Annotated in this window: 23 protein-coding genes and 1 riboswitch; of the genes, 11 read left to right on the top strand and 12 right to left on the bottom strand. The window is 72.4% G+C overall.

The genetic code is table 11. The annotated features are described in order from the left end of the window. Positions 1 to 911: A/G-specific adenine glycosylase (mutY, locus tag VLI41_RS14735; RefSeq protein WP_325268840.1), on the bottom strand; the 911-nt coding region annotated here is incomplete at its 3' end. Positions 912 to 1,034: 123 nt separating this feature from the next. Between mutY and VLI41_RS14730 the strand changes: the two genes are divergently transcribed. From VLI41_RS14730 to VLI41_RS14695, 8 genes are all read left to right on the top strand, one after another. Next, on the top strand, positions 1,035 to 1,580 hold the full coding sequence (locus tag VLI41_RS14730) for a DUF721 domain-containing protein (protein WP_325268839.1): 546 nt from the start codon (positions 1,035 to 1,037) through the stop codon (positions 1,578 to 1,580). A 106-nt stretch (positions 1,581 to 1,686) separates the two neighbouring features. Then, on the top strand, positions 1,687 to 2,334 hold the full coding sequence (locus tag VLI41_RS14725; protein WP_325268838.1) for a thioredoxin domain-containing protein: 648 nt from the start codon (positions 1,687 to 1,689) through the stop codon (positions 2,332 to 2,334). Between the two features lie 3 nt (positions 2,335 to 2,337). After that, the gene (smc, locus tag VLI41_RS14720) at positions 2,338 to 5,778 is read left to right on the top strand and encodes a chromosome segregation protein SMC (RefSeq protein ID WP_325268837.1); all 3,441 of its coding nucleotides are present in this window, start codon (positions 2,338 to 2,340) and stop codon (positions 5,776 to 5,778) included. Between the two features lie 165 nt (positions 5,779 to 5,943). Then, positions 5,944 to 6,291: a F0F1 ATP synthase assembly protein gene (locus VLI41_RS14715; protein ID WP_325268836.1), complete on the top strand. Its 348-nt coding sequence runs from the start codon at positions 5,944 to 5,946 to the stop codon at positions 6,289 to 6,291. 15 nt (positions 6,292 to 6,306) lie between these two features. Further along, entirely contained in the window at positions 6,307 to 7,134 is an 828-nt protein-coding gene (locus VLI41_RS14710; protein WP_325268835.1) for a F0F1 ATP synthase subunit A, read from the top strand. Positions 7,135 to 7,168: 34 nt separating this feature from the next. Further along, complete coding sequence (locus VLI41_RS14705; RefSeq protein ID WP_297695663.1) at positions 7,169 to 7,405, top strand: F0F1 ATP synthase subunit C; 237 nt, start codon at positions 7,169 to 7,171, stop codon at positions 7,403 to 7,405. 7 nt (positions 7,406 to 7,412) lie between these two features. Next, positions 7,413 to 7,949: a hypothetical protein gene (locus tag VLI41_RS14700; RefSeq protein WP_325268834.1), complete on the top strand. Its 537-nt coding sequence runs from the start codon at positions 7,413 to 7,415 to the stop codon at positions 7,947 to 7,949. A 19-nt stretch (positions 7,950 to 7,968) separates the two neighbouring features. Then, positions 7,969 to 8,460 (top strand): ATP F0F1 synthase subunit B, encoded by a 492-nt coding sequence (locus VLI41_RS14695; RefSeq protein WP_325268833.1) that lies wholly within the window; start codon positions 7,969 to 7,971, stop codon positions 8,458 to 8,460. A gap of 28 nt (positions 8,461 to 8,488) precedes the next feature. Here the strand turns inward: VLI41_RS14695 and VLI41_RS14690 are convergent, their stop codons facing one another. The 9 genes from VLI41_RS14690 to VLI41_RS14650 all read right to left on the bottom strand — a co-directional run bounded on the left by VLI41_RS14690 (position 8,489) and on the right by VLI41_RS14650 (position 17,098). Continuing rightward, the gene (locus VLI41_RS14690) at positions 8,489 to 8,908 is read right to left on the bottom strand and encodes a hypothetical protein (protein ID WP_325268832.1); all 420 of its coding nucleotides are present in this window, start codon (positions 8,906 to 8,908) and stop codon (positions 8,489 to 8,491) included. A 126-nt stretch (positions 8,909 to 9,034) separates the two neighbouring features. Then, positions 9,035 to 10,615, bottom strand: a complete 1,581-nt coding sequence (gcvPB, locus tag VLI41_RS14685) for an aminomethyl-transferring glycine dehydrogenase subunit GcvPB (RefSeq protein ID WP_325268831.1) — start codon at positions 10,613 to 10,615, stop codon at positions 9,035 to 9,037. After that, complete coding sequence (gene gcvPA / locus VLI41_RS14680) at positions 10,615 to 11,970, bottom strand: aminomethyl-transferring glycine dehydrogenase subunit GcvPA (RefSeq protein WP_325268830.1); 1,356 nt, start codon at positions 11,968 to 11,970, stop codon at positions 10,615 to 10,617. Before gcvPA ends, gcvPB begins: the two co-directional genes overlap by 1 nt. A gap of 94 nt (positions 11,971 to 12,064) precedes the next feature. Next, positions 12,065 to 12,430 carry a glycine cleavage system protein GcvH gene (gene gcvH / locus VLI41_RS14675; protein WP_325268829.1) on the bottom strand — a complete coding sequence of 122 codons (366 nt, stop codon included), beginning with the start codon at positions 12,428 to 12,430 and terminating at the stop codon, positions 12,065 to 12,067. 97 nt (positions 12,431 to 12,527) lie between these two features. After that, entirely contained in the window at positions 12,528 to 13,661 is a 1,134-nt protein-coding gene (gene gcvT, locus VLI41_RS14670; RefSeq protein WP_325268828.1) for a glycine cleavage system aminomethyltransferase GcvT, read from the bottom strand. Between the two features lie 183 nt (positions 13,662 to 13,844). Then, positions 13,845 to 13,942, bottom strand: a riboswitch (glycine riboswitch). Positions 13,943 to 14,106: 164 nt separating this feature from the next. Further along, on the bottom strand, positions 14,107 to 14,787 hold the full coding sequence (locus tag VLI41_RS14665) for a hypothetical protein (protein ID WP_325268827.1): 681 nt from the start codon (positions 14,785 to 14,787) through the stop codon (positions 14,107 to 14,109). 221 nt (positions 14,788 to 15,008) lie between these two features. Further along, positions 15,009 to 15,203: a hypothetical protein gene (locus VLI41_RS14660; RefSeq protein ID WP_325268826.1), complete on the bottom strand. Its 195-nt coding sequence runs from the start codon at positions 15,201 to 15,203 to the stop codon at positions 15,009 to 15,011. Between the two features lie 68 nt (positions 15,204 to 15,271). Continuing rightward, on the bottom strand, positions 15,272 to 16,009 hold the full coding sequence (locus tag VLI41_RS14655) for a Crp/Fnr family transcriptional regulator (protein ID WP_325268825.1): 738 nt from the start codon (positions 16,007 to 16,009) through the stop codon (positions 15,272 to 15,274). A gap of 90 nt (positions 16,010 to 16,099) precedes the next feature. Then, positions 16,100 to 17,098, bottom strand: coding sequence for a flagellin (locus VLI41_RS14650; protein WP_325268824.1), 999 nt, complete (start codon positions 17,096 to 17,098; stop codon positions 16,100 to 16,102). Between the two features lie 465 nt (positions 17,099 to 17,563). Here VLI41_RS14650 and VLI41_RS14645 point away from each other — a divergent pair, with 465 nt between their 5' ends. Together VLI41_RS14645 and VLI41_RS14640 are read left to right on the top strand one after the other, a co-directional pair. After that, positions 17,564 to 18,256 carry a Crp/Fnr family transcriptional regulator gene (locus VLI41_RS14645; protein ID WP_325268823.1) on the top strand — a complete coding sequence of 231 codons (693 nt, stop codon included), beginning with the start codon at positions 17,564 to 17,566 and terminating at the stop codon, positions 18,254 to 18,256. 136 nt (positions 18,257 to 18,392) lie between these two features. Further along, the gene (locus VLI41_RS14640) at positions 18,393 to 18,623 is read left to right on the top strand and encodes a DUF6894 family protein (RefSeq protein ID WP_325268822.1); all 231 of its coding nucleotides are present in this window, start codon (positions 18,393 to 18,395) and stop codon (positions 18,621 to 18,623) included. A 15-nt stretch (positions 18,624 to 18,638) separates the two neighbouring features. On the opposite strand, the gene VLI41_RS14635 is transcribed toward VLI41_RS14640, so the two are convergent. Next, positions 18,639 to 20,429: an arginine--tRNA ligase gene (locus tag VLI41_RS14635; protein WP_325268821.1), complete on the bottom strand. Its 1,791-nt coding sequence runs from the start codon at positions 20,427 to 20,429 to the stop codon at positions 18,639 to 18,641. Beyond that, positions 20,426 to 21,142, bottom strand: a complete 717-nt coding sequence (locus VLI41_RS14630; protein ID WP_325268820.1) for a Tat pathway signal sequence domain protein — start codon at positions 21,140 to 21,142, stop codon at positions 20,426 to 20,428. Before VLI41_RS14630 ends, VLI41_RS14635 begins: the two co-directional genes overlap by 4 nt. 125 nt (positions 21,143 to 21,267) lie before the next feature. On the opposite strand from VLI41_RS14630, the gene ispH reads away from it, so the two are divergent. Further along, on the top strand, positions 21,268 to 22,224 hold the full coding sequence (gene ispH, locus VLI41_RS14625) for a 4-hydroxy-3-methylbut-2-enyl diphosphate reductase (RefSeq protein ID WP_325268819.1): 957 nt from the start codon (positions 21,268 to 21,270) through the stop codon (positions 22,222 to 22,224). Positions 22,225 to 22,249: the final 25 nt, after the last annotated feature.

Below are 22,249 nucleotides of genomic sequence, written 5' to 3'. Positions count from 1 at the left end.
TGGGTGAAGCCGTGCTCGACCTCGCCGGCGGGGCGCCAGGGCGCGCGCGCAGGGGCGGCGGCGAGGGCCTCGGCCTCGCTCCAGCGGCCGGCGCGCCAGGCCGACGTGGGCAGCGCCAGCATGCCGCCGAGCAGGCCCTTCGGCGGGCGGCGCACCAGGGCCACCTCCTCGCCGCGGGTCAAGAGGTAGGCCACGCCGTACCGGTGGGGCCGGTCGGGCTTGCGGCCGCGGCGGGGGTAGCTCTCCGGATCGCCGAGTCTCAGCGCCGCGCAATGGGCGGCGATCGGGCAGCGCGCGCAGAGCGGCGCCCTGGGGCGGCAGACCACGGCGCCGAGGTCCATCAGCGCCTGGGCCCAGTCGCCGGGGCGCTCGTCGCGGACCAGGCCGGCGGCCAGGCGATTCAGCTCGGCCTTCACCTCGGGCAGGGGCGCCTCGACCCCGAACAGCCGCGCCATCACCCGCTCGACGTTGCCGTCGACGACATTGGCGGAACGGTCGAAGGCGATCGCCGCCACCGCCGCGGCCGTATAGGGCCCGAGGCCCGGCAGCTCGCGCAGGTCCGCCTCGGTCTCCGGGAAGCGGCCGGCATGGTCGCGCGCGACGGCCCGGGCGCAGGCCAGCAGGTTGCGGGCGCGGGCGTAGTAGCCGAGGCCCGCCCAGGCGGCCATGACCGCGCCGTCGTCGGCGTTCGCCAGGTCGGTCACCGTCGGCCAGGCGGCGAGGAATTTCAGGAAGTAGGGCGTCGCGTGCGGCACCGTGGTCTGCTGCAGCATCACCTCGGAAAGCCAGACGCGGTAGGGGTCCGTCGTGCGGCCGGCGGCCCGAGCGGCCGGCCGCACGCGCCAGGGCAGGTCGCGGGCGTTGGCGTCGTACCAGGCGAGCAGGCTTGCGCGGAGGGCCGTGGGCGTCACGCCTGTTCCGCTACCACCCCCGCTCGTCTCCGCGAAGGCGGGGACCCACGTTGAATCGACGCAGCGGCGGACTCAGCTTGGATTCCCGCTTTCGCGGGAACGAGCGGGGATTAGATTGCAGCCATGCCGCCGCGCCGGACCCTGCCCACGCCGCAAGAGGCGCTGCTGATCCTCTCTCGCAGGCGCACGCGCCCGCCGCGCCGGCCGCCGCCGCCCGCAGGACGGGCGCTCGGGCCGCTCATCAAGGAGCTGGACGGCAAGTTCGGCCAGGGCGCGGGCGCGCTCGTCGCGCGCTGGCGCGAGATCGTCGGCCCCGACATCGCCCGGCGCACCGAGCCGGTGAAGCTGGTCAAGGGCCGCAACGGCGCGCCCTCGTCGCTGGAGATCCGCGTGGCGGGGCCCTCGGCGGCGCTGATCCAGCACCAGGCGCACGAGATCCTGGCGCGGGTGAACCTGTTCCTGGGCGCCGAGGCGGTGCAGAAGATGCGCGTCGTGCAGGGCCCGCTGCGCGGCGCGCCCGAGGCGCTGCGGCCGCCGCCCAAGCGGCCCAAGCCGCTCGACGCGGCCGAGGAAGCGAAGCTCGCCGCCGGACTGGCCGACGCGCCGGACGGGCCGCTGAAGCGCGCGCTGCTGCAGCTCGGCCGTGGGGTCCTGCGACACAGCCGCTGAATTGACTTGCGCCCGGGGCTGGCTCACCCGTGCAAGCGTCCCGGACGCAGGTGGGCGGCGGCGCGGGAATCGCGCTTTACTCGCTGCTTCGGAACGGACGCCCGTGATGCTCGACCGCCGGATCATGATCGCCGCCGCCGCGCTCGCGCTGAGCGGCGGGCCCGCCCTGGCCGCCGGCGTGCCGGCCGAGGCCGTGCAGGGCGACATGAGCCTCGGCAATCCGAGGGCCAGGGTCCATGTGGTCGAGTACGCCTCGGCGAGCTGTCCCCACTGCGCGCGCTTCGACGAGGACGTCTGGCCGGCGTTCAAGCGGACGTACGTCGACACCGGGCGGGCCTACTACACGCTCAAGGAGTTCCTGACCCCGCCGCAAGAGGTGGCCGCCGCGGGCTTCCTGATCGCCCGCTGCGGCGGCAAGGCGAGGTACTTCGCGATCCTCGACGGCGTGTTCCGCAGCCAGGCCGAGTGGGAGAGCGGCGACGTGCGCACGCCGCTGATGAAGGTGGCGGCGGCCAACGGCCTCTCGCAGGCGCAGGTCGACGCCTGCCTCGCCGATGCGGCGGCGCTGAAGGCGCTGAACGCCCGCTTCGAGGCGGCGATGGCCAAGGACAATGTCCACTCCACCCCCACCTTCGACATCAACGGCCAGCGGATCGAGGGCGAGACCGATCTTGCGACCCTGGGCGCCGCGATCTCCAAGGCCGAGGCCGCCGCGCCGTCCGCCAAGGCCCCGGCCAGAGGCAAGGGCCGCTAGGCGATGCATCTCCAGCGGCTGAAGCTCTCCGGGTTCAAGTCCTTCGTCGATCCGACGGAGCTGCGCATCGAGCCCGGCGTCACCGGCATCGTGGGCCCCAACGGCTGCGGCAAGTCGAATCTCCTGGAGGCGCTCCGCTGGGTGATGGGCGCCAACTCCGCCAAGGCCATGCGGGCCGGCGGCATGGACGACGTGATCTTCTCCGGCACGGAGAAGCGCCCCTCGCGCAACCACGCCGAGGTGGCGCTGACCATCGACAACGCCGATCGCGGCGCGCCGGCGGGATTCAACGACCACCCGGTGCTGGAGGTGGTGCGCCGCATCGACCGCGGCGCGGGCTCCGCCTTCCGGATCAACGGCCGGGAGGCCAGGGCGCGAGACGTCCAGCTGCTGTTCGCCGACGCCTCGACCGGCTCCAACTCGCCGGCGCTGGTGCGCCAGGGCCAGATCTCCGAGCTGATCGCCGCCAAGCCGCAGAACCGGCGGATGATCCTGGAGGAGGCCGCGGGCGTCTCCGGCCTGCATTCCAGGCGTCACGAGGCGGAGCTTCGGCTGCGGGCCGCCGAAGCCAACCTCGATCGGCTGGAGGACGTGGCCCGCGAGCTGGAGGCGACGCTCGGGCGCCTGAAGCGCGAGGCCCGCCAGGCGGAGCGCTACAAGAAGCTGTCGGCGGAGATCCGCGCCTTGCAAGGGGCGGTGCTGCATGCCCGCTGGGCCGAGGCCAAGGCGGCCGCCGAACGGTTGGGCGGCGAGGCCGCGCAGGCGGCGCGCGCCGTGGAGGAGACCGCCCGCGCCGCCTCGGCGGCGACGACGCGCGCGGCGGCGGCCGAAGAGGCGATCAGGCCGCTGCGCGAAGCCGAGACCATCGCCGCGGCCGTGCTGCACAAGCTCGCCATCGACAAGGACCGGCTCGACCGCGAGCACGAGGCGCATGCCGCCGAGGTCGCCCGGCTGACCGCCGAGCTCGAGCGCATCGACGCCGACCAGGCGCGCGAAGCCCACATGGTGGACGACGCCGCCGCGGCGCTGGGCCGGCTCGCCGACGAGATCGCGGGCCTCGAGGCCGCCATCGCCGCGGCGCCGGAGCGCACGCCGGAGCTGGAGGTGCGGGCCGCCGCCGCCGGGGCCGCCCGCGCCGAGGCCGATGGCGAGGTGGAGCGCCTGGCCGCCGAGCTCGCGGCCCAGGACGCCCACGCGCGAGCCGCGGCGCAGCGGCTGGAGGAGGCGACGAGCCGGGCTTCGCGCACCCGTCGCGTGCTCGACCAGGCGCGCCAGGAGCGGGCGGACCTGGAGGCGGCCGCGAGTCCACAGGCCGCCCAGGCCAGAGCCGACCTGGAGGTTGCGGAGGCCAGGGTCTCCGCCGCCCGCGCGGCGCTCGACGCAGCCGAGGAGGCGCGCGGCCAGGCGGTCGAGGCGGAGACCGCGGCCCGCGAGGCGTCGCGCAAGTCCGAGGATCAGCTCGGCCGGCTCACCGCCGAGGCCCGCGCGCTCGCCCAGCTGGTGGCGCAGGCGCGCCGCGGCGGCTTTGCGCCGGCGATCGACGCGGTGGCCGCGGATCGCGGCTACGAAGCGGCGCTGGCGGCGGCGCTGGGCGACGACCTGGACGCCGCGCTCGACAGGGCGGCCCCGGCGTTCTGGGGCGGCCGCGAGGTCGCGCCGCCGGCCTGGCCCGCGGGCGTGCGGCCCTTGACGGAAGTGGTGAAGGCGCCGCCCGCCCTTGCCGCGCGCCTGGCGCACACCGCCCTGGTGGAGCGCGCCGAGGGCGACAAGCTGCAAGCCCGGTTGCCGACCGGCTGCCGGCTGGTTTCGAAGGAAGGCGACCTCTGGCGCTGGGACGGCTTCACCGCGCGCGCCGAGGCGCCGAAGCCCGCCGCGGTGCGCCTGGAGCAGAAGACCCGGCTGGCCGAGGTCGAGGCCGAGATCGAATCGCTGGAGCCGAAGGCGAAGGCCGCCCGCGAGTCGCTGGCCGCCGCCGCGGCCCGGGTCCGTTCCGCGGACGAGGCGCTGAAGGCCGCCCGGCGCGCGTCTCCGGCGCTGGAACAGGCGGCGCTCGCGGCGCGGACGGCGCTGGAGCGCTTCGAGCGGGAGAGCGCGCGCAAGGAAGCGCACGCCGCCTCGCTGGATGACCTGATCGGCCGCTTCGAGGCCGAGCTCGCCGAGGACGAGGCGGCGCTCGCGGCGGCGCAGGCCGAGGGGCCGGCGCCGGAGGGTTCAGACCTCCCCGAGCGGCTTGCCGCGGCCCGCGATGCGGCCGGACCTGCCCGCGAGGCCGCCGCCGCGGCCCGCGCGGCGCTCGACATCGAGCTGCGCGAGCGCAACGGCCGCGTCCAGCGGCTGGAGCAGCTCTCCCGCGAGCACGAGGACTGGGCGCGCCGCGCCGTCGCGGCCGGCAAGCGGATCGAGGCTCTCGCCCAGGCGCGGCGCAAGGCCGCTGCGGAGCTGGAGACGGCCTGGACCGCGCCCTCCACTCTGGAGAGCCGCCGCGCGAGCCTGCTCGACGAACTCTCGGTCGCCGAGGCCCGCCGCGCCGGGACCTCGGATGCGCTGGCCGCCGCCGAGAGCGAGCGGGCCGAGGCGGACCGGGCGCTCCGGGCCTGCGAGGCCGCCGCCTCGGAAGCCCGCGAGGTCCGCGCCGCCCTGACGGCGCACCGCGAGGCCGCCGAGACGCGGCTCGCCGAGGTCGCCCTGCAGATCCGCGAGGCGGTGCGGATGGAGCCCGAACAGCTCGGTCAAAGGCTCGCCGACGACGCGGTCGCGATCCCGCCCGATCCCGAAGGCGTCGAGGCGCACCTCTTCAACCTGGAGCGCCAGCGCGAGGCGATCGGGGCGGTGAACCTGCGCGCCGAGGAGGAGGTCCAGGAGCATGCGGGTCGGCTGGCCGCCATGCAGGCCGAGCGGGCGGACCTCGGCGGCGCGATCGCCCGGCTGCGCCAGGGCATCGAGCAGTTGAACGCCGAGGGCCGCGAACGCCTGATCGCCGCCTTCGACGGCGTCAACGCGCACTTCAGGAGCCTGTTCTCGGCGCTGTTCCAGGGCGGCCTGGCGGAGCTGCGGCTGGTGGAGTCCGACGACCCGCTGGAGGCCGGGCTGGAGATCTACGCCTGCCCGCCGGGCAAGCGGCTCGCCGCCATGAGCCTGATGAGCGGCGGCGAGCAGGCGCTGACCGCCATGGCGCTGATCTTCGGCGTGTTCCTGTCGCAGCCGGCGCCGATCTGCGTGCTCGACGAGGTGGACGCGCCGCTGGACGACGCCAATGTCGATCGGTTCTGCAACCTGCTGGACGAGATGCGGGCGCGCACGCAGACCCGGTTCGTGGTGATCACCCACAACCCGGTGACCATGGCGCGGATGGACCGCCTGTTCGGCGTGACCATGGCCGAGCGCGGCGTCTCGCAGCTGGTCTCGGTCGACCTCACCCAGGCCGAGGCCATGGCGGCGCAGTAGGCTGCGGTCTGCGCGTTCTGCCGCCGCAGAGAAAAAATGTAACGAATTCAGACAACTAATGTGCAGTCCGGCAGCCTTGACGCGCCGCAGCACGCTCTATAGGTTCCGCGCGACCTGAAGCCCCCGCCGTGGCGGCGACGTCGCGGTCTTTTGGCCTCCCGACGCATGCCCCAGCCGGACGAACCGCGCGAAGAGGCCCTGAAGAGCCTCGACGAACGGCTCGCCGCCTTCGAAGCCGAGCGCGCGCCGCCGAGCCGCGTCGCTTCGCAGCGCGCGATGGGCCAGGGTTACCGCTTCCTCGGTGAAGTGGTGGGCGGGGTGCTTGGCGGCCTGGGCTTCGGCAGGCTGTTCGATTGGCTCGCTCATACGGCGCCCTTCGGCCTGATCGGCGGTCTGCTGATCGGCGTGGGGGTCTCCACCTTGGTCGCCATCCGCGGCGCCGGGGCGTGGGCCAAGACGGAGTCGGAACGCGCCGGATCGCCGCCGAGCGCGCCCGACGACGAAGACGATTGAGACGGTAGGGAATAGATGGCCAAAGCGCCCCCGATCGCCCCGATGGAGCAGTTCCTGGTCCATCCCATCGTGAAGTTCGCGCCGATCCAGATCGGCGGCTTCACCTTGGACATGTCGATCACCAACGCGACGCTGGCGATGGGTTTCGCGGCGCTGGTGATCTGCGGCTTCCTGGCCGTCGCCGCCAGGCGCGAGATCGTGCCCGGGCGCCTGCAGTCGCTGGCCGAGAGCCTGTTCGACCTGATCGACGCCACCCTGGTCGGGCCGATCATGGGGCATGCGGGCCGCCCTTACGTGCCGTTCGTCTTCAGCATCTTCATGGTGGTGCTGGTGATGAACATGATGGGCCTGGTGCTGGCCTTCGGGAACCTGGCGCACCAGTCCTGGACCTTTACCGCCACGGCCCAGCTGGCGGTGACCGCCACCCTGGCCATCGTCACCTTCCTGACCGTCGTGGCCATCGGCTTCATCAAGAACGGCCTGGGCTTGTTCAGGCTTTTCACGCCGTCGGGCCTGCCTTGGTACATGCTGCTGATGGTGGCGCCGCTGGAGTTCCTGTCATTCATGATCCGGCCGGTGACGCTGGCCATGCGACTGTTCGGCAACATGATCGGCGGCCACGTGGTCATGTACATGTTCGCCAGCTTCATCGTGGGGCTGGGCGTGTTCGGGCTGCAGGGCGGCATCGCTTACCTCGCCTTCGCGGGCTCCGGCGTCTCGCTGGCGCTGGTGGTGGCGCTGACCGGCCTGGAGCTCATCGTCGCCTTCCTGCAGGCCTTCGTGTTCGCCGCGCTCGCCACCGTTTACCTCAACGACGTCGTGAACCTCGGTCACGGCCACTGATCAACAACCGACAATCTCCAAGGGGTTTGAAGACATGGACCACATCTCCGCCAAGTACATCGGCGCGGGTCTCGCCACGATGGGCCTGATCGGCGCCGGCGTCGGCCTCGGCGTGCTGTTCGGCAACTACCTGGCCTCGGCGATCCGCAACCCCTCGGCTGCGGCCAGCCAGCAACCGATGCTGTTCCTGGGGCTGGCGCTGACCGAGGCGCTCGGCATCTTCGCGCTCGTGATGGCCTTCATCATCCTGTTCGTGCCGATCAGCGGCTAAGGCGCCGATGCAGTCTTCCGCTCCAACCCCGACGGCGGGGGCCGCGGCTCCCGAGGGCGCCGCCGGCGGCCTGCCGCAGTTCGATCTCGCCACTTGGCCCGGCCAGGCGGCGTGGTTCCTGATCTTCTTCGTGATCATCCTGGTGCTGATGGCCCGCGTGTTCGTGCCGCGCATCGGCGGCGCGATCGCCGAGCGCGAGGGCAAGATCACCGGCGACGTGGCCGAGGCGCGACGCATGAAGGAGGAGGCCGACGCCCAGGCCGCCGCCGCGCAGGCGGAGATCGGCCAGGCGCGCGGCCAGGCGATGAAGCTCGCCTCCGAGGCGCGGGCCAAGGCCCAGGCCGAGATCTCGGCCAAGCTGGCCGCCGAGGAAGCCAAGCTCGCGCACACCGCCGCGGAGGCCGAGGCCCGGATCGCCGCGGCGCGCGAGGCGGCGATGGCCCACGTGAGCGATATCGCGGCCGACGCGGCCGCGGCCATCGTGCAGAAGCTGACCGGCCAGGCGCCCAGCCGCGCGGAGCTCGCCTCCGCCGGCGCGGCCTAGACGAAAGGAAGGCGCACCCGTGGACATCCTTCTCGACGCGCACTTCTGGGTCGGCGTCGCCCTGGTGATCTTCACCGGCATCCTGGTCTGGGCCGGCGTGCCCCGGCTGGCCCTGCGGCACCTCGATGCGCGCGCCGAGAAGGTCCGCGCCCAGCTCGACGAGGCGAACCGCCTGCGCGAGGAGGCCCAGGGGCTGCTGGCGGACATCAAGGCGCAGCGCGAGCAGACGGAGAAGCTCGCCGCCGAGGTGATGGCCAACGCCCAGGCGGAGGCCGAGCGGATGCAGGTCGAATCCCGCGCCAGGCTCGCCGACCAGATCGAGCGCCGCGGCCAGCTCGCCGAGCGCCGCATCGCCACGGCCGAGGCTCAGGCCGCCGCGGAGGTGAAGGCCGCCGCCGCCGAGCTCGCCGCCCAGATGGCCGAGAAGGTGCTGAGCCAGCGGATCGCCGGCGTCAAGACCGACCCGCTGGTCGACCAGGCCATCGGCCAGCTCGGCGCCAAGCTGCAGTAACGGTCGCGCGGACCGCGGATCGGCGAACTCAGGCCGACGTCCGGGCGCGCACCTTGAAATAGCGCCGCACGCGCACGGCGAAGCGGAAACGCTTGGGCAGCATGAGGCGCTCGGAGCGCAGGTAGGCCTGCCAGAATACCTGCACCACTTCCGGCTCGCGCCGCAGAAGGCGGCGCACCGGGGCGACCATCCTGGGATGGCTGCGCTGGATCTGGACGAAGCGGCGACGGGCCTTGAAGGAGTTGCGCAGCACCAGCATCAGGCCGATGACCACGACCGCCATGCCCGGCAAGTGCAGCGGCAAGGGCAGGAACTCGATCCCCAGACCGACGAGGACCAGGATCGCGCCCAGGGCGAGCGACAGCCCACGACCGATCCGCGCGAGGGCTTCGCGGGCGAATTCGTCGGAGGCGCGATACACGCGCAGCGAGGGCATGGCGAAGGACACTGGGGCAACCTGGGAATGCGCTAAGGCGGCCCAAGGGGAGGTCGGACCGTCGCCGCGCCTGCAAGATATGCGAACGAGTCCGCGAACGGTAAAGGCGCCCGGCCGTTAATATTTTATCGGCTTTGTTTATTCCGCGGCCAATGGCGCCGGCGCCACAGTGCTGTCCCCCGGGCGCCACGTGAGCTTCGGCTTGCGGGCGGCGAGGGTCTCGTCCAGGCGGCGCATCGGGGCGAGGTAGGGCGCGCCCTTCAGCCGCTCGCGATCGGCGCCTTTGGCGGCCCGGGCGAGCGCCAGCATGGCGTCGCAGAAGCGGTCCAGCTCGCGCTTGGGCTCGGTCTCGGTGGGCTCGATCAGCATGGCCCCGTGCACCACCAGGGGGAAATACATGGTCATCGGATGGAAGCCCTCGTCGATCAGCGCCTTGGCGAGGTCGAGGGTGGTGATCCCGGCGCCTTCCAGCCAGCTGTCGTCGAACAGCGCCTCGTGCATGCAGGGGCCTTCGGGGAAGGCGGGCGTCATTTCGGCCGAGAGGCGGGCCTTGATGTAGTTGGCGTTGAGCACGGCGTCCTCCGCGACCTGACGCAGGCCGTCGGCGCCGTGGCTCAGCATGTAGGCGTAGGCGCGGACGAACATGCCCATCTGGCCCTGGAAGGCGCACATCCGGCCAAAGGCGCGGGCGGCTTCGCCGGCCGGCTCCTCGATCAGGCCGAAGCCGTCCGGGCCGGCCACCAGCCACGGGACGGGCGCGAAGGGCGCCAGCGCCTCCGAGAGCACCACCGGCCCCGCGCCCGGGCCGCCGCCGCCGTGCGGGGTCGAGAAGGTCTTGTGCAGGTTGATGTGCATGGCGTCGACGCCGAGGTCGCCGGGCCGCACCCTGCCGACGATGGCGTTGAAGTTGGCCCCGTCGCAATAGAAGTAGGCGCCCGCCTCGTGCGTGAGGCGGCTGATCTCGAGGATGTCCCGCTCGAAGAGGCCGCAGGTGTTCGGGTTGGTCACCATGATCGCCGCCACGTCCGGGCCGAGCTTGGCGGCGAGGTCGGCCAGGTCGACGCGGCCGTCGGCGGTCTGGGCGATCTCGGCGACCTGGTAGCCGACGAAGGCGGCGGTGGCCGGGTTGGTGCCGTGCGCCGAGGTGGGCGTCAGCACCGTGCGGCGATGGCCCTGGCCGGCGGCGTCGTGGGCGGCCTTGATGGCCAGCAGACCGCAGAGCTCACCATGCGCCCCGGCCTTGGGGGAGAGCGCCACGGCGGGCATGCCGGTCAGGGTCTTCAGCCAGTGGGCGAGCCGGTCCATCAGCGCCAGCGCGCCCTGCGCGGTGGACACCGGCTGCAGCGGGTGCAGGTCGGCGAAGCCCGCCAGGCGCGCGGCCTTCTCGTTGAGCCGCGGGTTGTGCTTCATAGTGCACGAGCCCAGCGGATAGAGCGCGAGATCGATGGCGTGGTTCTTCTGGCTGAGCCGCACGTAGTGGCGCAGCGCCTCGGGCTCGGAGAGGCCCGGCAGGCCGATCGGCTCGGCGCGGACGAGGTCGCCGAGGTCGGCGGCGTCGCGGTCGGGCGCCGGCAGGTCGACGCCGGTCTTCTCCCAGCCGCCGAGCTCGAAGATCAAGGGCTCGTCCTGCAAGAGGCCGCGCCCGCCGGTCAGCGAGGCATGGTTCTCGAGGTCGGCGGCGCGCGGCCGGCTGGGCCGGCCGATGTTCTGCATGGCCATCAGCGGGCGCCTCCGGAAAGGGTCTTCGAAAGCGAGGCCGCCAGCGCGGCGATGTCGTCGGAGGTGGTGGTCTCGGTGGCGGCCAGGAGCAGCACGTCGTCCATGCCGGCGTGCGGATCGAGCCGGGCGAACGGCACGCCGGCGATCACCCCGTCGGCGAGGCAGGCCTCCACCAAGGCGGCGGCGGAGACCGGCGTGCGGATGGCGATCTCGTTGAAGAACCGCGGCGTGAGCACCTCGACGCCGTTCACGGCGGCGACAGCCTCGCGCAGTTCCCGCGCCCGGCTGTGGTTGAGGGCGGCCAGCCGGCGCAGGCCCGTCTCGCCGAGCAGCGACAGGTGGATGGAGAAGGCGAGCGCGCAGAGGCCGGAGTTGGTGCAGATGTTGGAGGTCGCCTTCTCGCGGCGGATGTGCTGCTCGCGGGTGGACAGCGTCAGCACGAAGCCGCGGCGGCCCTCGGCGTCCACGGTCTCGCCGCACAGCCGGCCCGGCATCTGGCGGACGTGCTTCTCGCGACAGGCGAAGAGGCCGACGTAGGGGCCGCCGTAGGTCAGCGGATTGCCGATCGATTGGCCCTCGGCGACGGCGATGTCGGCGCCCATCTCGCCGGGCGACTTGAGCAGGCCGAACGAAACCGCCTCGGTGGTCACCACGATCATGAGCGCGCCGGCGGCATGCGCCGCCTGGGCGATCTTCGTCACGTCGCTCGCCACGCCGAACACGTTGGGAGTCTGGACGACGACGCAGGCGGTCGCCTGGTCGATGGCCTCGATCACCGCGGCCTCGGCGTCGATCGCGGCCGGCAGCCGGACGATCTCCATGCCCTCGGCATGGGCGATGGTCTGGGTGGCGGCCGCGTACTGCGGGTGGACCCCGCCGCTGAGCACCGCCTTCTCGCGGCGGGTGACCCGCTGGGCCATCATCACCGCCTCGGCGCAGGCCGTGGAGCCGTCGTACATCGAGGCGTTGGCGACCTCCAGGCCGGTCAGCGCGGCGACCTGGGTCTGGAACTCGAACAGCACCTGCAGCGTGCCCTGGGCGATCTCCGGCTGGTAGGGGGTGTAGGAGGTCAGGAACTCCGAGCGCTGGATCAGGTGGTCGACGCTGGCCGGCACGTGGTGGCGGTAGGCGCCCGCGCCGCAGAAGAACGGCCCCGCGCCGGCCGGGCGGTTCATCGCCGCGAGCCCGGCAAGCTCGCGCTCCACCTCCAGCTCGCCGGCGTGCCGCGGCAGGTCGAACAGCGCGGCCTTGCGCGCCGTCTCCGGCACGTCGCGGAACAGCGCCTCGACGTCGGGCGCGCCGACTGCCGCAAGCATCTCCGCGCGGTCGGCAGGGGTGAGGGGGAGGTATCTCATGCGATCTTCACTTCTCCCGCTCGTCCCCGCGAAGGCGGGGATCCAAGCGGCGATTCAGCTTGGGTTCCCGCCTGCGCGGGAATGAGCGGTGGAGTCAAAGCGTCTGCAGGTAAGCTTCGTAGGCGGGGCGGTCCATGAGGGCCTCGAGGTCGGCGGGATTGGCGAGCCTCAGCTTGGCGAACCAGCCGGCCGCCTCGGGGGCGGCGTTGACGGTCTCGGGCGCGTCGGCCAGGGCTTCGTTGGCCTCGACCACCTCGCCGGCGACCGGGGCGTAGACGTCCGATGCGGCCTTGACGCTCTCCACGACGGCCAGGTTGTCGCCGGCCTTGACCGCCTTGCCGACCTCAGGGGTCTCGACGAACACCACATCGCCCAGCTGCTCGGCGGCGTAGGCGGTGATGCCGATCACCGCGACCTCGCCCTCCAGCTCGACCCACTCGTGATCCTTGGTGAAGCGCATGGGCAAGTTCCTCAATTCTCCTCCGCTCGTTCCCGCGAAAGCGGGAATCCAAGCGGCGATTCAGCTTGGGTCCCCGCCTTCGCGGGGATGAGCGGGGTCATAATGTCCTCACGTAGCGGTGGGCGACGAAAGGGAGGGGGGCGACTTCGGCCGCCTGGGGCTTGCCGCGGACGACGACCTTCAGCCTCGTTCCGGGGTCGGTGAAGAGCGGCGGGACGAAGGCGAGCGCGATGCCTTGCCGCAGCGACGGCGAGAAACCGCCGGAAGTGACGACGCCGATCGGCCGGCCCGCCTCGTCGGCGACCTCGGCGCCCTCGCGGGCCGGTGCGCCTTCCAGCACCTTCAGGCCGACCCGGAAGCGCGCGCAGCCGTGGGCGAACTCGCCGAGGATCCGCTCGGCGCCCGGGAAGTCGGCGCGCCGGCGGCGCGGCTTGCTGACCGCGAAGGCGAGCCCCGCCTCGACGGGGGAGACGGTCTCGTCGAGGTCGTGGCCGTAGAGCGGCAGGCCAGCCTCCAGGCGCAGCGAATCGCGGGCGCCGAGGCCGACGGGCCTGACCCGCTCGTCGGCCATAAGGGTGTTCCACACGTGGACCGCCGCCTCGGCCGGGACGGAGAGCTCGTAGCCGTCCTCGCCGGTGTAGCCGGAGCGCGAGACGATGGCCTCGGTCCCGAACGCCTCGATGCCGCGGATGTCCATGAACACCATCGCCGCGGCCTGCGGCGCGTGGCGGGCGAGGACGGCGGCGGCCTTCGGGCCCTGCAGCGCGATCAGCGCCCGGTCCTCCAGCCGCTCGATGGCGGCGCGGCCGGCCAGCGCCTCGCCCATGACCCGGAAGTCATTGTCCTTGCAGGCGCCGTTGACCACGAGGAACAGGCCCTCGTCGTCGGGGCGGCCGGCCATCAGGTCGTCGACGATGCCGCCCTGGCGGTTCAGCAGCAGCGAGTACTTCTGCCTGCCGGGCTCGAGCCCCTGGAAGTCGCCGGGCGTCAGCGCCTCGAAGGCGGCCAGGACATCAGGGCCGGTGAGCCGCGCCTGGCCCATGTGGGAGACGTCGAAAGCGCCGGCGTGCTCGCGGGTCCACAAGTGCTCCCTGAGCACGCCGCCCTGCTCCCCGGCGTACTGCACGGGCATGGTGTAGCCGGCGAACGGGACCATCCTCGCGCCCAGGGCGAGGTGCGCTTCGGTGAGCGGGGTGGTCCTGAGCACGGTCTCGGCGGGGATGTCGGGCACGACGGGCTCGGACTTGCGGGGCTGAGACGGCGAGCGGCGACGGGAGATCCCCCGCCGCCGGATCGCGCCCCCGCTGTCCTTGGGCCTGAGAGATTTCGGACCGCCCGATCGGGTGGACGGCCCCCTGCTCCTTCGGCGGCCAGCCTTCGCCCTGCGGCTACGGCGAGCGCTTTCCAGCGTTCCTCGGCCCTCGCGGTCCTTTTGCCTGAGCGTTTCCGGGGCGGTTGCGCCTTCGGCTCCGGGGCCCGACCTCGAGCCCCGACCTCTCCCGCGAGAGACGGCGGAAGGTGGCGGAGGGCTCGGCGCGAGTCAACTGCGCGCACGGGCGCGGGGAAGCCAGGAACCGCGGAAATCGCAGAAGGCGCGAAAGGCTGGCGTTTCCGCGTTTTCTGCGTCTTCCGCGGCTGAACAGGAGCGCGCTGGGCGCGGACCCGCGAGCAGGGGACTAGGGATTTTCGAAGGTCCTCGGCGCGAACCGTCCGGCGCAGTAAATCAGGCCCCGGACGGGCTCCTGCGGCCCGTGGCCCTGTGACTCGGCCTTGGCCTTGGCCGCCGCGCATTCGCTTATGTGATCGATCGCAATCGAGGCGAGCTCGTATGCATAGGCGAAGGCAGGGCTGTCGGGATCGGCGGTGCATTCCGACAGGTCCTGACGCCAGCTCCTCTTGGCCTCCGCGCCCTCCACCGTGACCGACCAGCCGTGGCAGCCCAACGGCGGGAGCCCCGGCCCCTCCCACGTTCGCGCCGCGACCGGCCTACGCGCGTCTTCGTCGTGGGCCGTTAGGCGTGTCCAGCTCTCCGGCGGCAGGCGGGCGCTGAACACACGAGCTGGCCGGTTGATGCTCAGTCTGATCCACACAGCGCCGTCGCGCGTACGCTCGAGGGCTACGGCCGGTATCCGGAACGCGAGCCGGCCGTCTTGGAACGTCGCCCGACGTACTTCGCGTCCCTGCTCCGCCGCCTTCTCGATCGGCGACCATCCCGCCTCGGTCAGCCGGACGCACTCGAACTTGCGCTTGTAGAGGTCCGACCAGCGTCGGACCGCTTCCTTGTCCTTCTCGTCCGGCCAGGCCGCGGTCTGCGCAATGAGTTGGGCGCACTCCGCCGGAGGTCGGTCGATCTGCATCTATTGTCGTTTAGCGCCTCGACCCAATTCTGCAATTGGATCGATCCGTTTCGCTCCGCACCCGGAAGCGCAGAAGGCGCGGAAGGCTGGCGTTTCCGCGTTTTCTGCGTCTTCCGCGGTTGAACCGGAGCCCGCTGCGCGCGGCGTCAGACTGGTTCGGCAAGCCCGGGCATGACGCTCAACATGGGGCGCAAGCGCGACGCGGGCCCGCCGCGGTCCGCTCAGGCCGCCGGGAGAAGGCGGCTCGGGGCGGTTTCGACGATCGCCTGGGCGGCGGTCCAGGAATGCGGCTGGCCGCAGGCGCTGCATCGGAAGGCGTGGGGCAGGGTCATGGCCGCGAGCTTCAGCTCCGGCGTCCGCTGGCCGGTGGAGACAAGCGCGCCGGTGTTCGGGCAGGTGGTGAGGATGCGGGGCATGCTCCCCTAACACTGCGGCCGCGCTTAGGTTGCCTCGCGGCGCCGCAAGGTCGCGCGCGGCCGGCGCCTCAGGACTGCTTCTGCAGCCTCCGCGGATGGCTCGCGCCGTCGTGATCGGGGCCTTCGATCAGCTCGCGGAAGCGGCGGTTCGTGGCGTAGCACTCGCAGCTCTTCGCCAGCAGGCCCTCGCGGTCGGCGATGCGGATCGCGCCGCGGCTGTAGCCGATCAGCCCCTCGCCCTTCAGCTCCGCGGCGATCAGGGACACGGTCGAGCGCCGGACGCCCAGCATGGCGCTGAGGAACTCCTGGGTCAGGCGGAACTCGTCGCGGCCGGTGCGCTCCTGGCACTCCAGGAGCCACCAGGCGAGGCGCTGCTGGGCCGGATGGTGGGCGATGCAGGCGATGGTCTGGCGGGCCTCGGCGAGGGTCAGCTCGACGTGGGCGGCGATCGTGCGGCGCAGCGACGGGCTCGCGTCATAGGCCGCCAGGTAGGCGCGGGCCGGCGCGCGCTGGCCGACCAGGTCGACCTGCACGACCGCCTTGGAGAAGATGATCCCGGCGCCGGCCGCCTCCAGGAAGCCGATGCCGCCCTCGCGGCCGACCACGGCCGATTCCACCTGGTCGCCGGAAACCATGACGGAGATCAGCGAGACCAGGCCCGCTTCCGGGAAGTAGACCCAGTCGACGGTATCCTCGGGCTCGTAGAGGACCTCTCCGGGGCGCAGGCCCACGGGCTCGAGGTGGCGATGCAGCGCCTCGTAGTCCGTGGGCTTCAGGGACCTGAGAAGGGCGTTCTGGGAGATCATGTCCAGATGCTCCCGGCTGAACAGGCTCCGCAGGGTAATCCTGCCGCCGGGAGATGCAAATCATGTGATGGACGGGCGGTAGGCGCCCGCTCAGGGGAACAGGGCCAAGAGGGCGCGGGGGCCGGCGTTGGCGACGGCGAGCGCCCGCACGGCGAGCGCCTGGCGCGTCTGCAGGGCGGTGAGGCGGGCGGCCTCGGCGCCGAGGTCGTCGTCGAGGAGGTTTCCGACCGAGCTCTTCAGGCCGTCCTGAGCCTTGCCGACCAGGCCTGCCTGGCGGTCGACCATGGCCGCCTCGGCGCCGAACCCCGCCAGCGCCTGGCCGACATTGGCGATCGAGGCGTCGAGGTGGGCGAGCGCGGCCGCGGCGCCGGCCGCGGAGGCCAGCGTGTCGGCCGCCGCGACGGTGACGATCGGCCCGCCCAGCGCCAGCGAGCGCGCGCTGATGGTGAGCGTATCGGCCGCCGCGCTGAAGGTGGTGGTGGTGGTCGTCGTCGTGGTCCCGCCGGCGCCCGCGCCCGCGCCGCCGGCGCCGCCCGCGTGGCCATGCACGGCGCCCTGGCCGCCGGCGTTCCCCCCGGCGTTGCTGTTGGGCGGCGGCCCGCCGGGCGCGGTGGTCGTGGTGGCGGTCAGGCTCTCGTACCAGGCCAGCGGATGGAGGTCGGCGGCGCCCGCCTGGATCAGGCCCGTGCCGTCGAACTGGGCCGAGGCGACGGCGCCGGCGATCTGCGAGCGGAGCTTGGCGAACTCCTGGTCGAGGGCCGCGCGGCTGTCGGCGGAGAGCGTGGGGTCGAGGCTGGCGATCGCCTTGGCGCGCATCTGGGTGAGCAGGTCGGAGACCAGCCCGCCCGAGCTCAGGGTGACGTCCAGCACAGAGCGGGCGCGGGCCAGCGACTGGCCGACGGTGTCGAGCGCCGAGGCGTTGGAGAGCTCAGTCTGGGCGATGGCCCAGACCGCGCCGTTGTCCTTGGGCCCCTGGATGCGCAGGCCGCTCGCCAGGCGCAGTTGCGCCTGGCCCATCAGGGCCGCGACGTCGCCGAGCGCGCCGACCGCCGAGAGGGCGCCGGCGTTGGTGTTCAGGCTCCCTATCATCGTCCGGACCGCCCCGCGCGCGCGGGCCTTTGCGCCTCCTCCGGCTCGCCAGTTGCATCGCCCGGCGATGTTCCGCCAGCCTGAGGGCTATAGCGCGCAATGGTGAGTCCTTCGTTTGCGCGCGCTGCGCGGCGGAACGCGCAGGCGATGCGGCGCGCGGGCGCGCGGCGGCGCCAGGCCCCGGAAGGCCTCAGCGCGGCGGAAGGACCTGCGGCCGGCTCGTGGTCAATATTCGCAAAAGGCAGCCGTCACTCTATACCTCACGTAACTGGGATGTCCGCTCGCAGACATTCAATGTACGCTATCGGACAGTTCGCATTTTGAGCATAATGAATCGTCATGAACGTACAATTGGACTATGGAGGGGACATCGTCGGCACGACACGGGGCGCCGGCGGCTGGGAGACGCGCTGCGCTCCCGCTCAGATCAGTGGGAAGCGTCTGTCTCGAGCCTTGCAATCCGAAATGCGGAACCGGCTGCTGCGGGCCTTGCCTGCGGCCGACTTCGACCGTCTGGCGGGTGGGATCGAGGCCGTGGAGCTGCCCGTCCGGACGGTGATCCAGCCGGTCGATACGCCGTTCGAGTTCGTCACCTTCCCCGGAAGCGGCATCGCCTCGATCGTCGCGGTCACCAGCGACGACCGGCGCCTGGAGGTGGGCCTCTATGGCCGCGACGGCATGTCGGGGCAGCTCCTGATGCTGGGCGGCGACCGCTCGCCCCACGAGCACTTCATGCAGGTCGCCGGGGCCGGCCACCGCGTCCGCGCCCGCGAACTGGAGGCGGTGGTGGAGGAGAGCCGCGCGGCGCGGCTGCTGCTGCTGCGCTACGTGCTGAGCTTCACCTTGCAGGTGGCCGGCACGGCGCTCTCCAACGGCGCCTACACCGTCGAGGAGCGGCTGGCCCGCTGGCTCTTGATGTCCGACGACCGCCTGGACGGCGAGGAGATGGCGCTCACCCACGAATTCCTGGCGCTGATGCTGGGCGTCCGCCGGTCCAGCGTGACCGTGGCCCTGCAGGTGTTCGAAGGCGCCAAGCTGATCCGCGCGCGGCGCGGCCATGTGCGCCTGCTCGATCGGGCGAAGCTGGCCGAGATCGCCGGCGACAGCTACGGCGGACCGGAGGCCGAGCACCAGCGGCTGCTGGGCACGCCGATCTGATCTGTGCGGTTTCGGACAATCGGCGTTGCGCGCCGCCGACGCGAGGAATAGAATAACAAAATCGCCAGCTTAGCCTTGGGCCTGCGGCGGCGAACGAGAGACAGCTTGCGCTCCCGGGCCAATACGGAGCGCGTGCATGCCCCGCTACTTCTTCAATGTGCTGGACGGCCGCTCGATGCCGGACCTGGACGGGGTGGTGCTGAGCGACGCGGCCTCCGCCCGGCGCGAGGCGGTCCGGCTCTGCGCCGGCATCCTCAACGACGCGCCCGACGAACTGGGCGAGGTCTGGCGCATGGAGGTGCTCGACGAGGCCGACACCCTGATGTTCACCCTGAACTTCAGCCTGCGGCCGGGCGGCAGGCTCTGAGGCCCGGCGCGGGCGTCACATCCGCTCCGGCGCCGCGATGCCGAGGAGATCGAGCGCGAGCTCCAGCTGCGCCAGCATCGCCCGGGCGAGCGTGAGGCGCGAGGCGCGGACCGCGGGCGCGGCCTGCAGGATCGGGCAGGCGGCGTAGAATCTCGAGAACGCCTGGGCGAGCCGGTAGGCGTGCTCGGCGATCGCGTTGGGCGCATAGCGCTCGTAGGCCTCGGCCAGCGCGGTCTCGAAGGCGTCGAGCGCCAGCACGAGCTCGCGCTCGGCGGGCTCGGCCACGATCACCGGGCCGGCGTGGGCGCCCTCCTCGGCGGCCTTGCGCAGCAGCGACTTCACCCGCACCGCCTGGTAGAGCAGGTAGGGGCCGGTCCTGCCCTCGAAGGCCGTGAAGCGGTCGAGGTCGAAGACGTAGGCGGTGCCGCGGAAGGCCTGCAGGTCGGCGAACTTCAGGGCGGCGACCGCGACCTTGCCGGCGATGTCCTCGAACTCGGCCTCGGGAAGGTCTTCGCCCAGCCCCGCCTCGTGCAGCCGCTCGCGCGCCTTGGCGCGGGTCATGCCGATCAGGTCGGCCAGCTTGAGGACGCCGCCTTCGCGGGTCTTGAAGGGCTTGCCGTCGGTTCCGTTCATGGTGCCGAAGCCCACGTGCACGAGCTGTCCCGGGCGCACGTAGCCGGCGAGCTCGGCGGCGCGGAAGACGATCTCGAAGTGGTCGGCCTGGCGCTGGTCGACGCAGTAGACGACGAGGTCGGGATGCAGGCTCCGCTCGCGGTCGAGGATGGTGGCGAGGTCGGTCGTGCCGTACATCGCCGAGCCCTCCGAGGAGACCACGATCAGCGGCGGCAGCTCGCGCTTGTCGTCGGGGCGCGCGACGCGGACGATGCGGGCGCCCTGGTCCTCGACCAGCAAGCCCTTTTCCTGCAGCTCGCCGACCATGGCCGGGATCAGCGGATCGACGTCGCTCTCGCCCTTCCAGAGGTCGAAGTCGACGCCCAGCGCATGGAAGTCGCGCTGCAGGGCGGCGCGGGTGACCTGCGCGAGATGGCGCCACAGCAGGTAGTAGCCGGCCCGCCTGGCCTGCAGCTCGGCCGTGATGCGCCGCGCGCGGTCGCGGTAGGGCGCGTCGGACCTGGCGCGCGCGGCGGCCTGCGGGTAGAGGCGGTCGACCTGCTCCAGGGTGACGGCGCCGAAGGCCGGGGTCTCCAGGCTCTCCAGGTCATTGGGGGCCGGCGCGGCGTTCAGCGCCTCGACGGCGCGGGCGATGGCGGGATCCTCGTCGCAGAGCGCGCCGATCAAAAGCCCCATCTGGAAGCCCCAGTCGCCGAAGTGGGCGTCGCCCCAGACCTCGTCGCCGCGGAACCGGTAGAGGCGCTTCAGGGCCTCGCCGATGATCGAGGAGCGCAGGTGGCCGACGTGCATCTCCTTGGCGACGTTGGGGCCGGCGTAGTCGACGATCACCCGGCGCGGCCGATCGAGCCGCTCGGCGCCGGCGCGCGGGTCGGAGGCGATCTGCTCGGCGCGGGCGGCCAGCGCGGCGTCGGTGAGCCGCAGGTTGACGAAGCCCGGGCCCGCGACCTCGGCGACGCCGATGCGGGGATTGGCCGCCAGCCGCTCGGCCACGCGGGTTGCGATCTCGCGCGGCGGCCGGCCCACGCGCTTGGCGGCCGCAAGCGCGCCGTTCACCTGGAAGTCGGCGAGGTCCGGGCGGTCGGAGGTGGTGACGCGGCCGAGCTCGCCCGGAAGACCGAGGGCCTCGAAGACGGCGAAGGCCGCTTCGGAGAGCCCCCGCTTGAGGTCGCTCATTTCCTGGCGGGCGTGGTCTCGGCCGCGAGCGTCGCCCCGGCGCTCAGCCGGAAGCGCTTACCGAGCCGGTTGAACTCGGCCATCTGAGGGGTGACGTCGAAGCCGACCAGCACCTCGAAGTTGGCGCCGGAGACATTGCCGTCGGCGCGCGGGATGGTCACGTCGTTGATCGTCTCGCGCTTGTAGATGCGGTCGCGGCCGGCGGGGAAGGAGACCGGCATCTCGAAGGTCCGCTTGGCGAGCACCTCGCGGTTGCGGTCGGTCACGGCGATCCAGTAGCGGTAGGTGTGGCTGGAGCCCTGGGCGGCGGGGCCCTTGCCGAGCTCGAACAGCAGCTCCATCGCCACCTTGATCGGTTCGTTCTCCTTGTAGGCGCAGCCGGAGGAGATGCCCTGGATCTCGCCGGTGTAGCCGACGTCGGCGGAAGCCTCGCGACCCTCCTTGAAGTCCACGTAGCGGGCGGCGTCGTAGAGGGTCTTGACGAACGGGCACGGGCCGGCGTTGCGCAGCGCGGGAAGCGGCGCCTGGTTGTCGCCCCACTCCTTGTCGCGCTTCTTCTTCTTGGCCTCGTCCTGGGCGTCCTTGTCGCCGCTGGGGCCGCCCGCGCCGGGGCCGCCGCCCCCGGGGCCGCCGCCGCCGCCGTACTGGGCGAAGCTCGCGCCCGGCAGGGCGGCGATCAGGGCGGCGAACGAGATCAGCAGCAGGCGGCGCATGGGCGGGAAGTCCAGATGAGCGGGCGCGAGAGCGCGCGCGCAGGGTCATCCGCTAGTACAGCGTGTCGAATGCGGCCGCAACGCGACTGGCGGGCGCGGGGCGGGGGCCTTAAGTTCCGCGCCCGATGACTGCCGCGCCCCGCCGTCCCCTGACCGTGCTGCTCGCCACCCCGCGCGGCTTCTGCGCCGGCGTCGACCGGGCGATCCAGATCGTCGAGCGGGCGATCGAGAAGTTCGGCGCGCCGGTCTATGTGCGCCACGAGATCGTGCACAACCGCCACGTGGTCGAGCGGCTGAAGGGCCTCGGCGCGGTGTTCGTGGAGACGCTCTCCGAGTGTCCCGAGGACCGGCCGGTGGTGTTCTCCGCCCACGGCGTGCCGAAGTCCGTGCCGGCCGAGGCCGAGGCCCGCAACATCTTCTATCTCGACGCCACCTGCCCGCTGGTCTCGAAGGTGCACGTGGAGGCGCAGCGCCATTACGACGCCGGCCGCGAGATCGTGCTGATCGGCCATGCCGGCCACCCCGAGGTGGTGGGCACCATGGGCCAGCTGCCGCCCGGCGCCGTGAGCCTGGTGGAGACCCTGGCCGGTGCGCAGGCCTTCACGCCAAGGGATCCCGCGCGGCTCGCCTACGTCACCCAGACGACGCTCTCGGTGGACGACACGGGCGAGATCGTGGCGGCGCTGAAGGCCCGTTTCCCGCAGGTCGCCGCGCCGCACAAGGAGGACATCTGCTACGCGACCACCAATCGCCAGGCGGCGGTGAAGGCCATCGCCAACCGGGCGGAGCTGATGGTGGTGGTGGGCGCACCGAACTCCTCCAACTCGCTGCGGCTGGTCGAGGTGGCGGAGCGCGCCGGCTGCCCGCGCGCGGTGATGGTCCAGCGCGGCCGCGACCTGGACCTGGCCCTGGCCGAGGGCGTCACCACCATCGGCATCACCGCCGGCGCCAGCGCGCCCGAGGTGCTGGTCGAGGAGGTGCTCACCCGCCTACGCGAGCATTTCGAGGTCACGATCGAGGAGGTGGTGGTCGCCGAGGAGCGCATCATCTTCAAGCTGCCGGCCGGCCTGCAGCACGCCTGAGAGCATGGCGGGGCGGCACTGCCGC

Origin of the sequence: Phenylobacterium sp., assembly GCF_035475775.1 — a bacterium.
Classification (GTDB): Bacteria; Pseudomonadota; Alphaproteobacteria; order Caulobacterales; family Caulobacteraceae; genus Phenylobacterium.
This window is presented reverse-complemented; position numbering and strand designations above follow the sequence as displayed.

What these genes read in the sequence shown, in the direction of transcription:
- VLI41_RS14730 (WP_325268839.1), top strand. Translation starts at nt 1,035, where the DNA reads ATGCCGCCGCGCCGGACCCTGCCCACGCCGCAAGAGGCGCTGCTGATC.
- VLI41_RS14725 (WP_325268838.1), top strand. Translation starts at nt 1,687, where the DNA reads ATGCTCGACCGCCGGATCATGATCGCCGCCGCCGCGCTCGCGCTGAGC.
- smc (WP_325268837.1), top strand. Translation starts at nt 2,338, where the DNA reads ATGCATCTCCAGCGGCTGAAGCTCTCCGGGTTCAAGTCCTTCGTCGAT.
- VLI41_RS14715 (WP_325268836.1), top strand. Translation starts at nt 5,944, where the DNA reads ATGCCCCAGCCGGACGAACCGCGCGAAGAGGCCCTGAAGAGCCTCGAC.
- VLI41_RS14710 (WP_325268835.1), top strand. Translation starts at nt 6,307, where the DNA reads ATGGCCAAAGCGCCCCCGATCGCCCCGATGGAGCAGTTCCTGGTCCAT.
- VLI41_RS14705 (WP_297695663.1), top strand. Translation starts at nt 7,169, where the DNA reads ATGGACCACATCTCCGCCAAGTACATCGGCGCGGGTCTCGCCACGATG.
- VLI41_RS14700 (WP_325268834.1), top strand. Translation starts at nt 7,413, where the DNA reads ATGCAGTCTTCCGCTCCAACCCCGACGGCGGGGGCCGCGGCTCCCGAG.
- gcvPB (WP_325268831.1), bottom strand. Translation starts at nt 10,615, where the DNA reads ATGGCCATGCAGAACATCGGCCGGCCCAGCCGGCCGCGCGCCGCCGAC.
- gcvPA (WP_325268830.1), bottom strand. Translation starts at nt 11,970, where the DNA reads ATGAGATACCTCCCCCTCACCCCTGCCGACCGCGCGGAGATGCTTGCG.
- gcvH (WP_325268829.1), bottom strand. Translation starts at nt 12,430, where the DNA reads ATGCGCTTCACCAAGGATCACGAGTGGGTCGAGCTGGAGGGCGAGGTC.
- VLI41_RS14665 (WP_325268827.1), bottom strand. Translation starts at nt 14,787, where the DNA reads ATGCAGATCGACCGACCTCCGGCGGAGTGCGCCCAACTCATTGCGCAG.
- VLI41_RS14660 (WP_325268826.1), bottom strand. Translation starts at nt 15,203, where the DNA reads ATGCCCCGCATCCTCACCACCTGCCCGAACACCGGCGCGCTTGTCTCC.
- VLI41_RS14655 (WP_325268825.1), bottom strand. Translation starts at nt 16,009, where the DNA reads ATGATCTCCCAGAACGCCCTTCTCAGGTCCCTGAAGCCCACGGACTAC.
- VLI41_RS14650 (WP_325268824.1), bottom strand. Translation starts at nt 17,098, where the DNA reads ATGATAGGGAGCCTGAACACCAACGCCGGCGCCCTCTCGGCGGTCGGC.
- VLI41_RS14645 (WP_325268823.1), top strand. Translation starts at nt 17,564, where the DNA reads ATGCGGAACCGGCTGCTGCGGGCCTTGCCTGCGGCCGACTTCGACCGT.
- VLI41_RS14640 (WP_325268822.1), top strand. Translation starts at nt 18,393, where the DNA reads ATGCCCCGCTACTTCTTCAATGTGCTGGACGGCCGCTCGATGCCGGAC.
- VLI41_RS14635 (WP_325268821.1), bottom strand. Translation starts at nt 20,429, where the DNA reads ATGAGCGACCTCAAGCGGGGGCTCTCCGAAGCGGCCTTCGCCGTCTTC.
- VLI41_RS14630 (WP_325268820.1), bottom strand. Translation starts at nt 21,142, where the DNA reads ATGCGCCGCCTGCTGCTGATCTCGTTCGCCGCCCTGATCGCCGCCCTG.
- ispH (WP_325268819.1), top strand. Translation starts at nt 21,268, where the DNA reads ATGACTGCCGCGCCCCGCCGTCCCCTGACCGTGCTGCTCGCCACCCCG.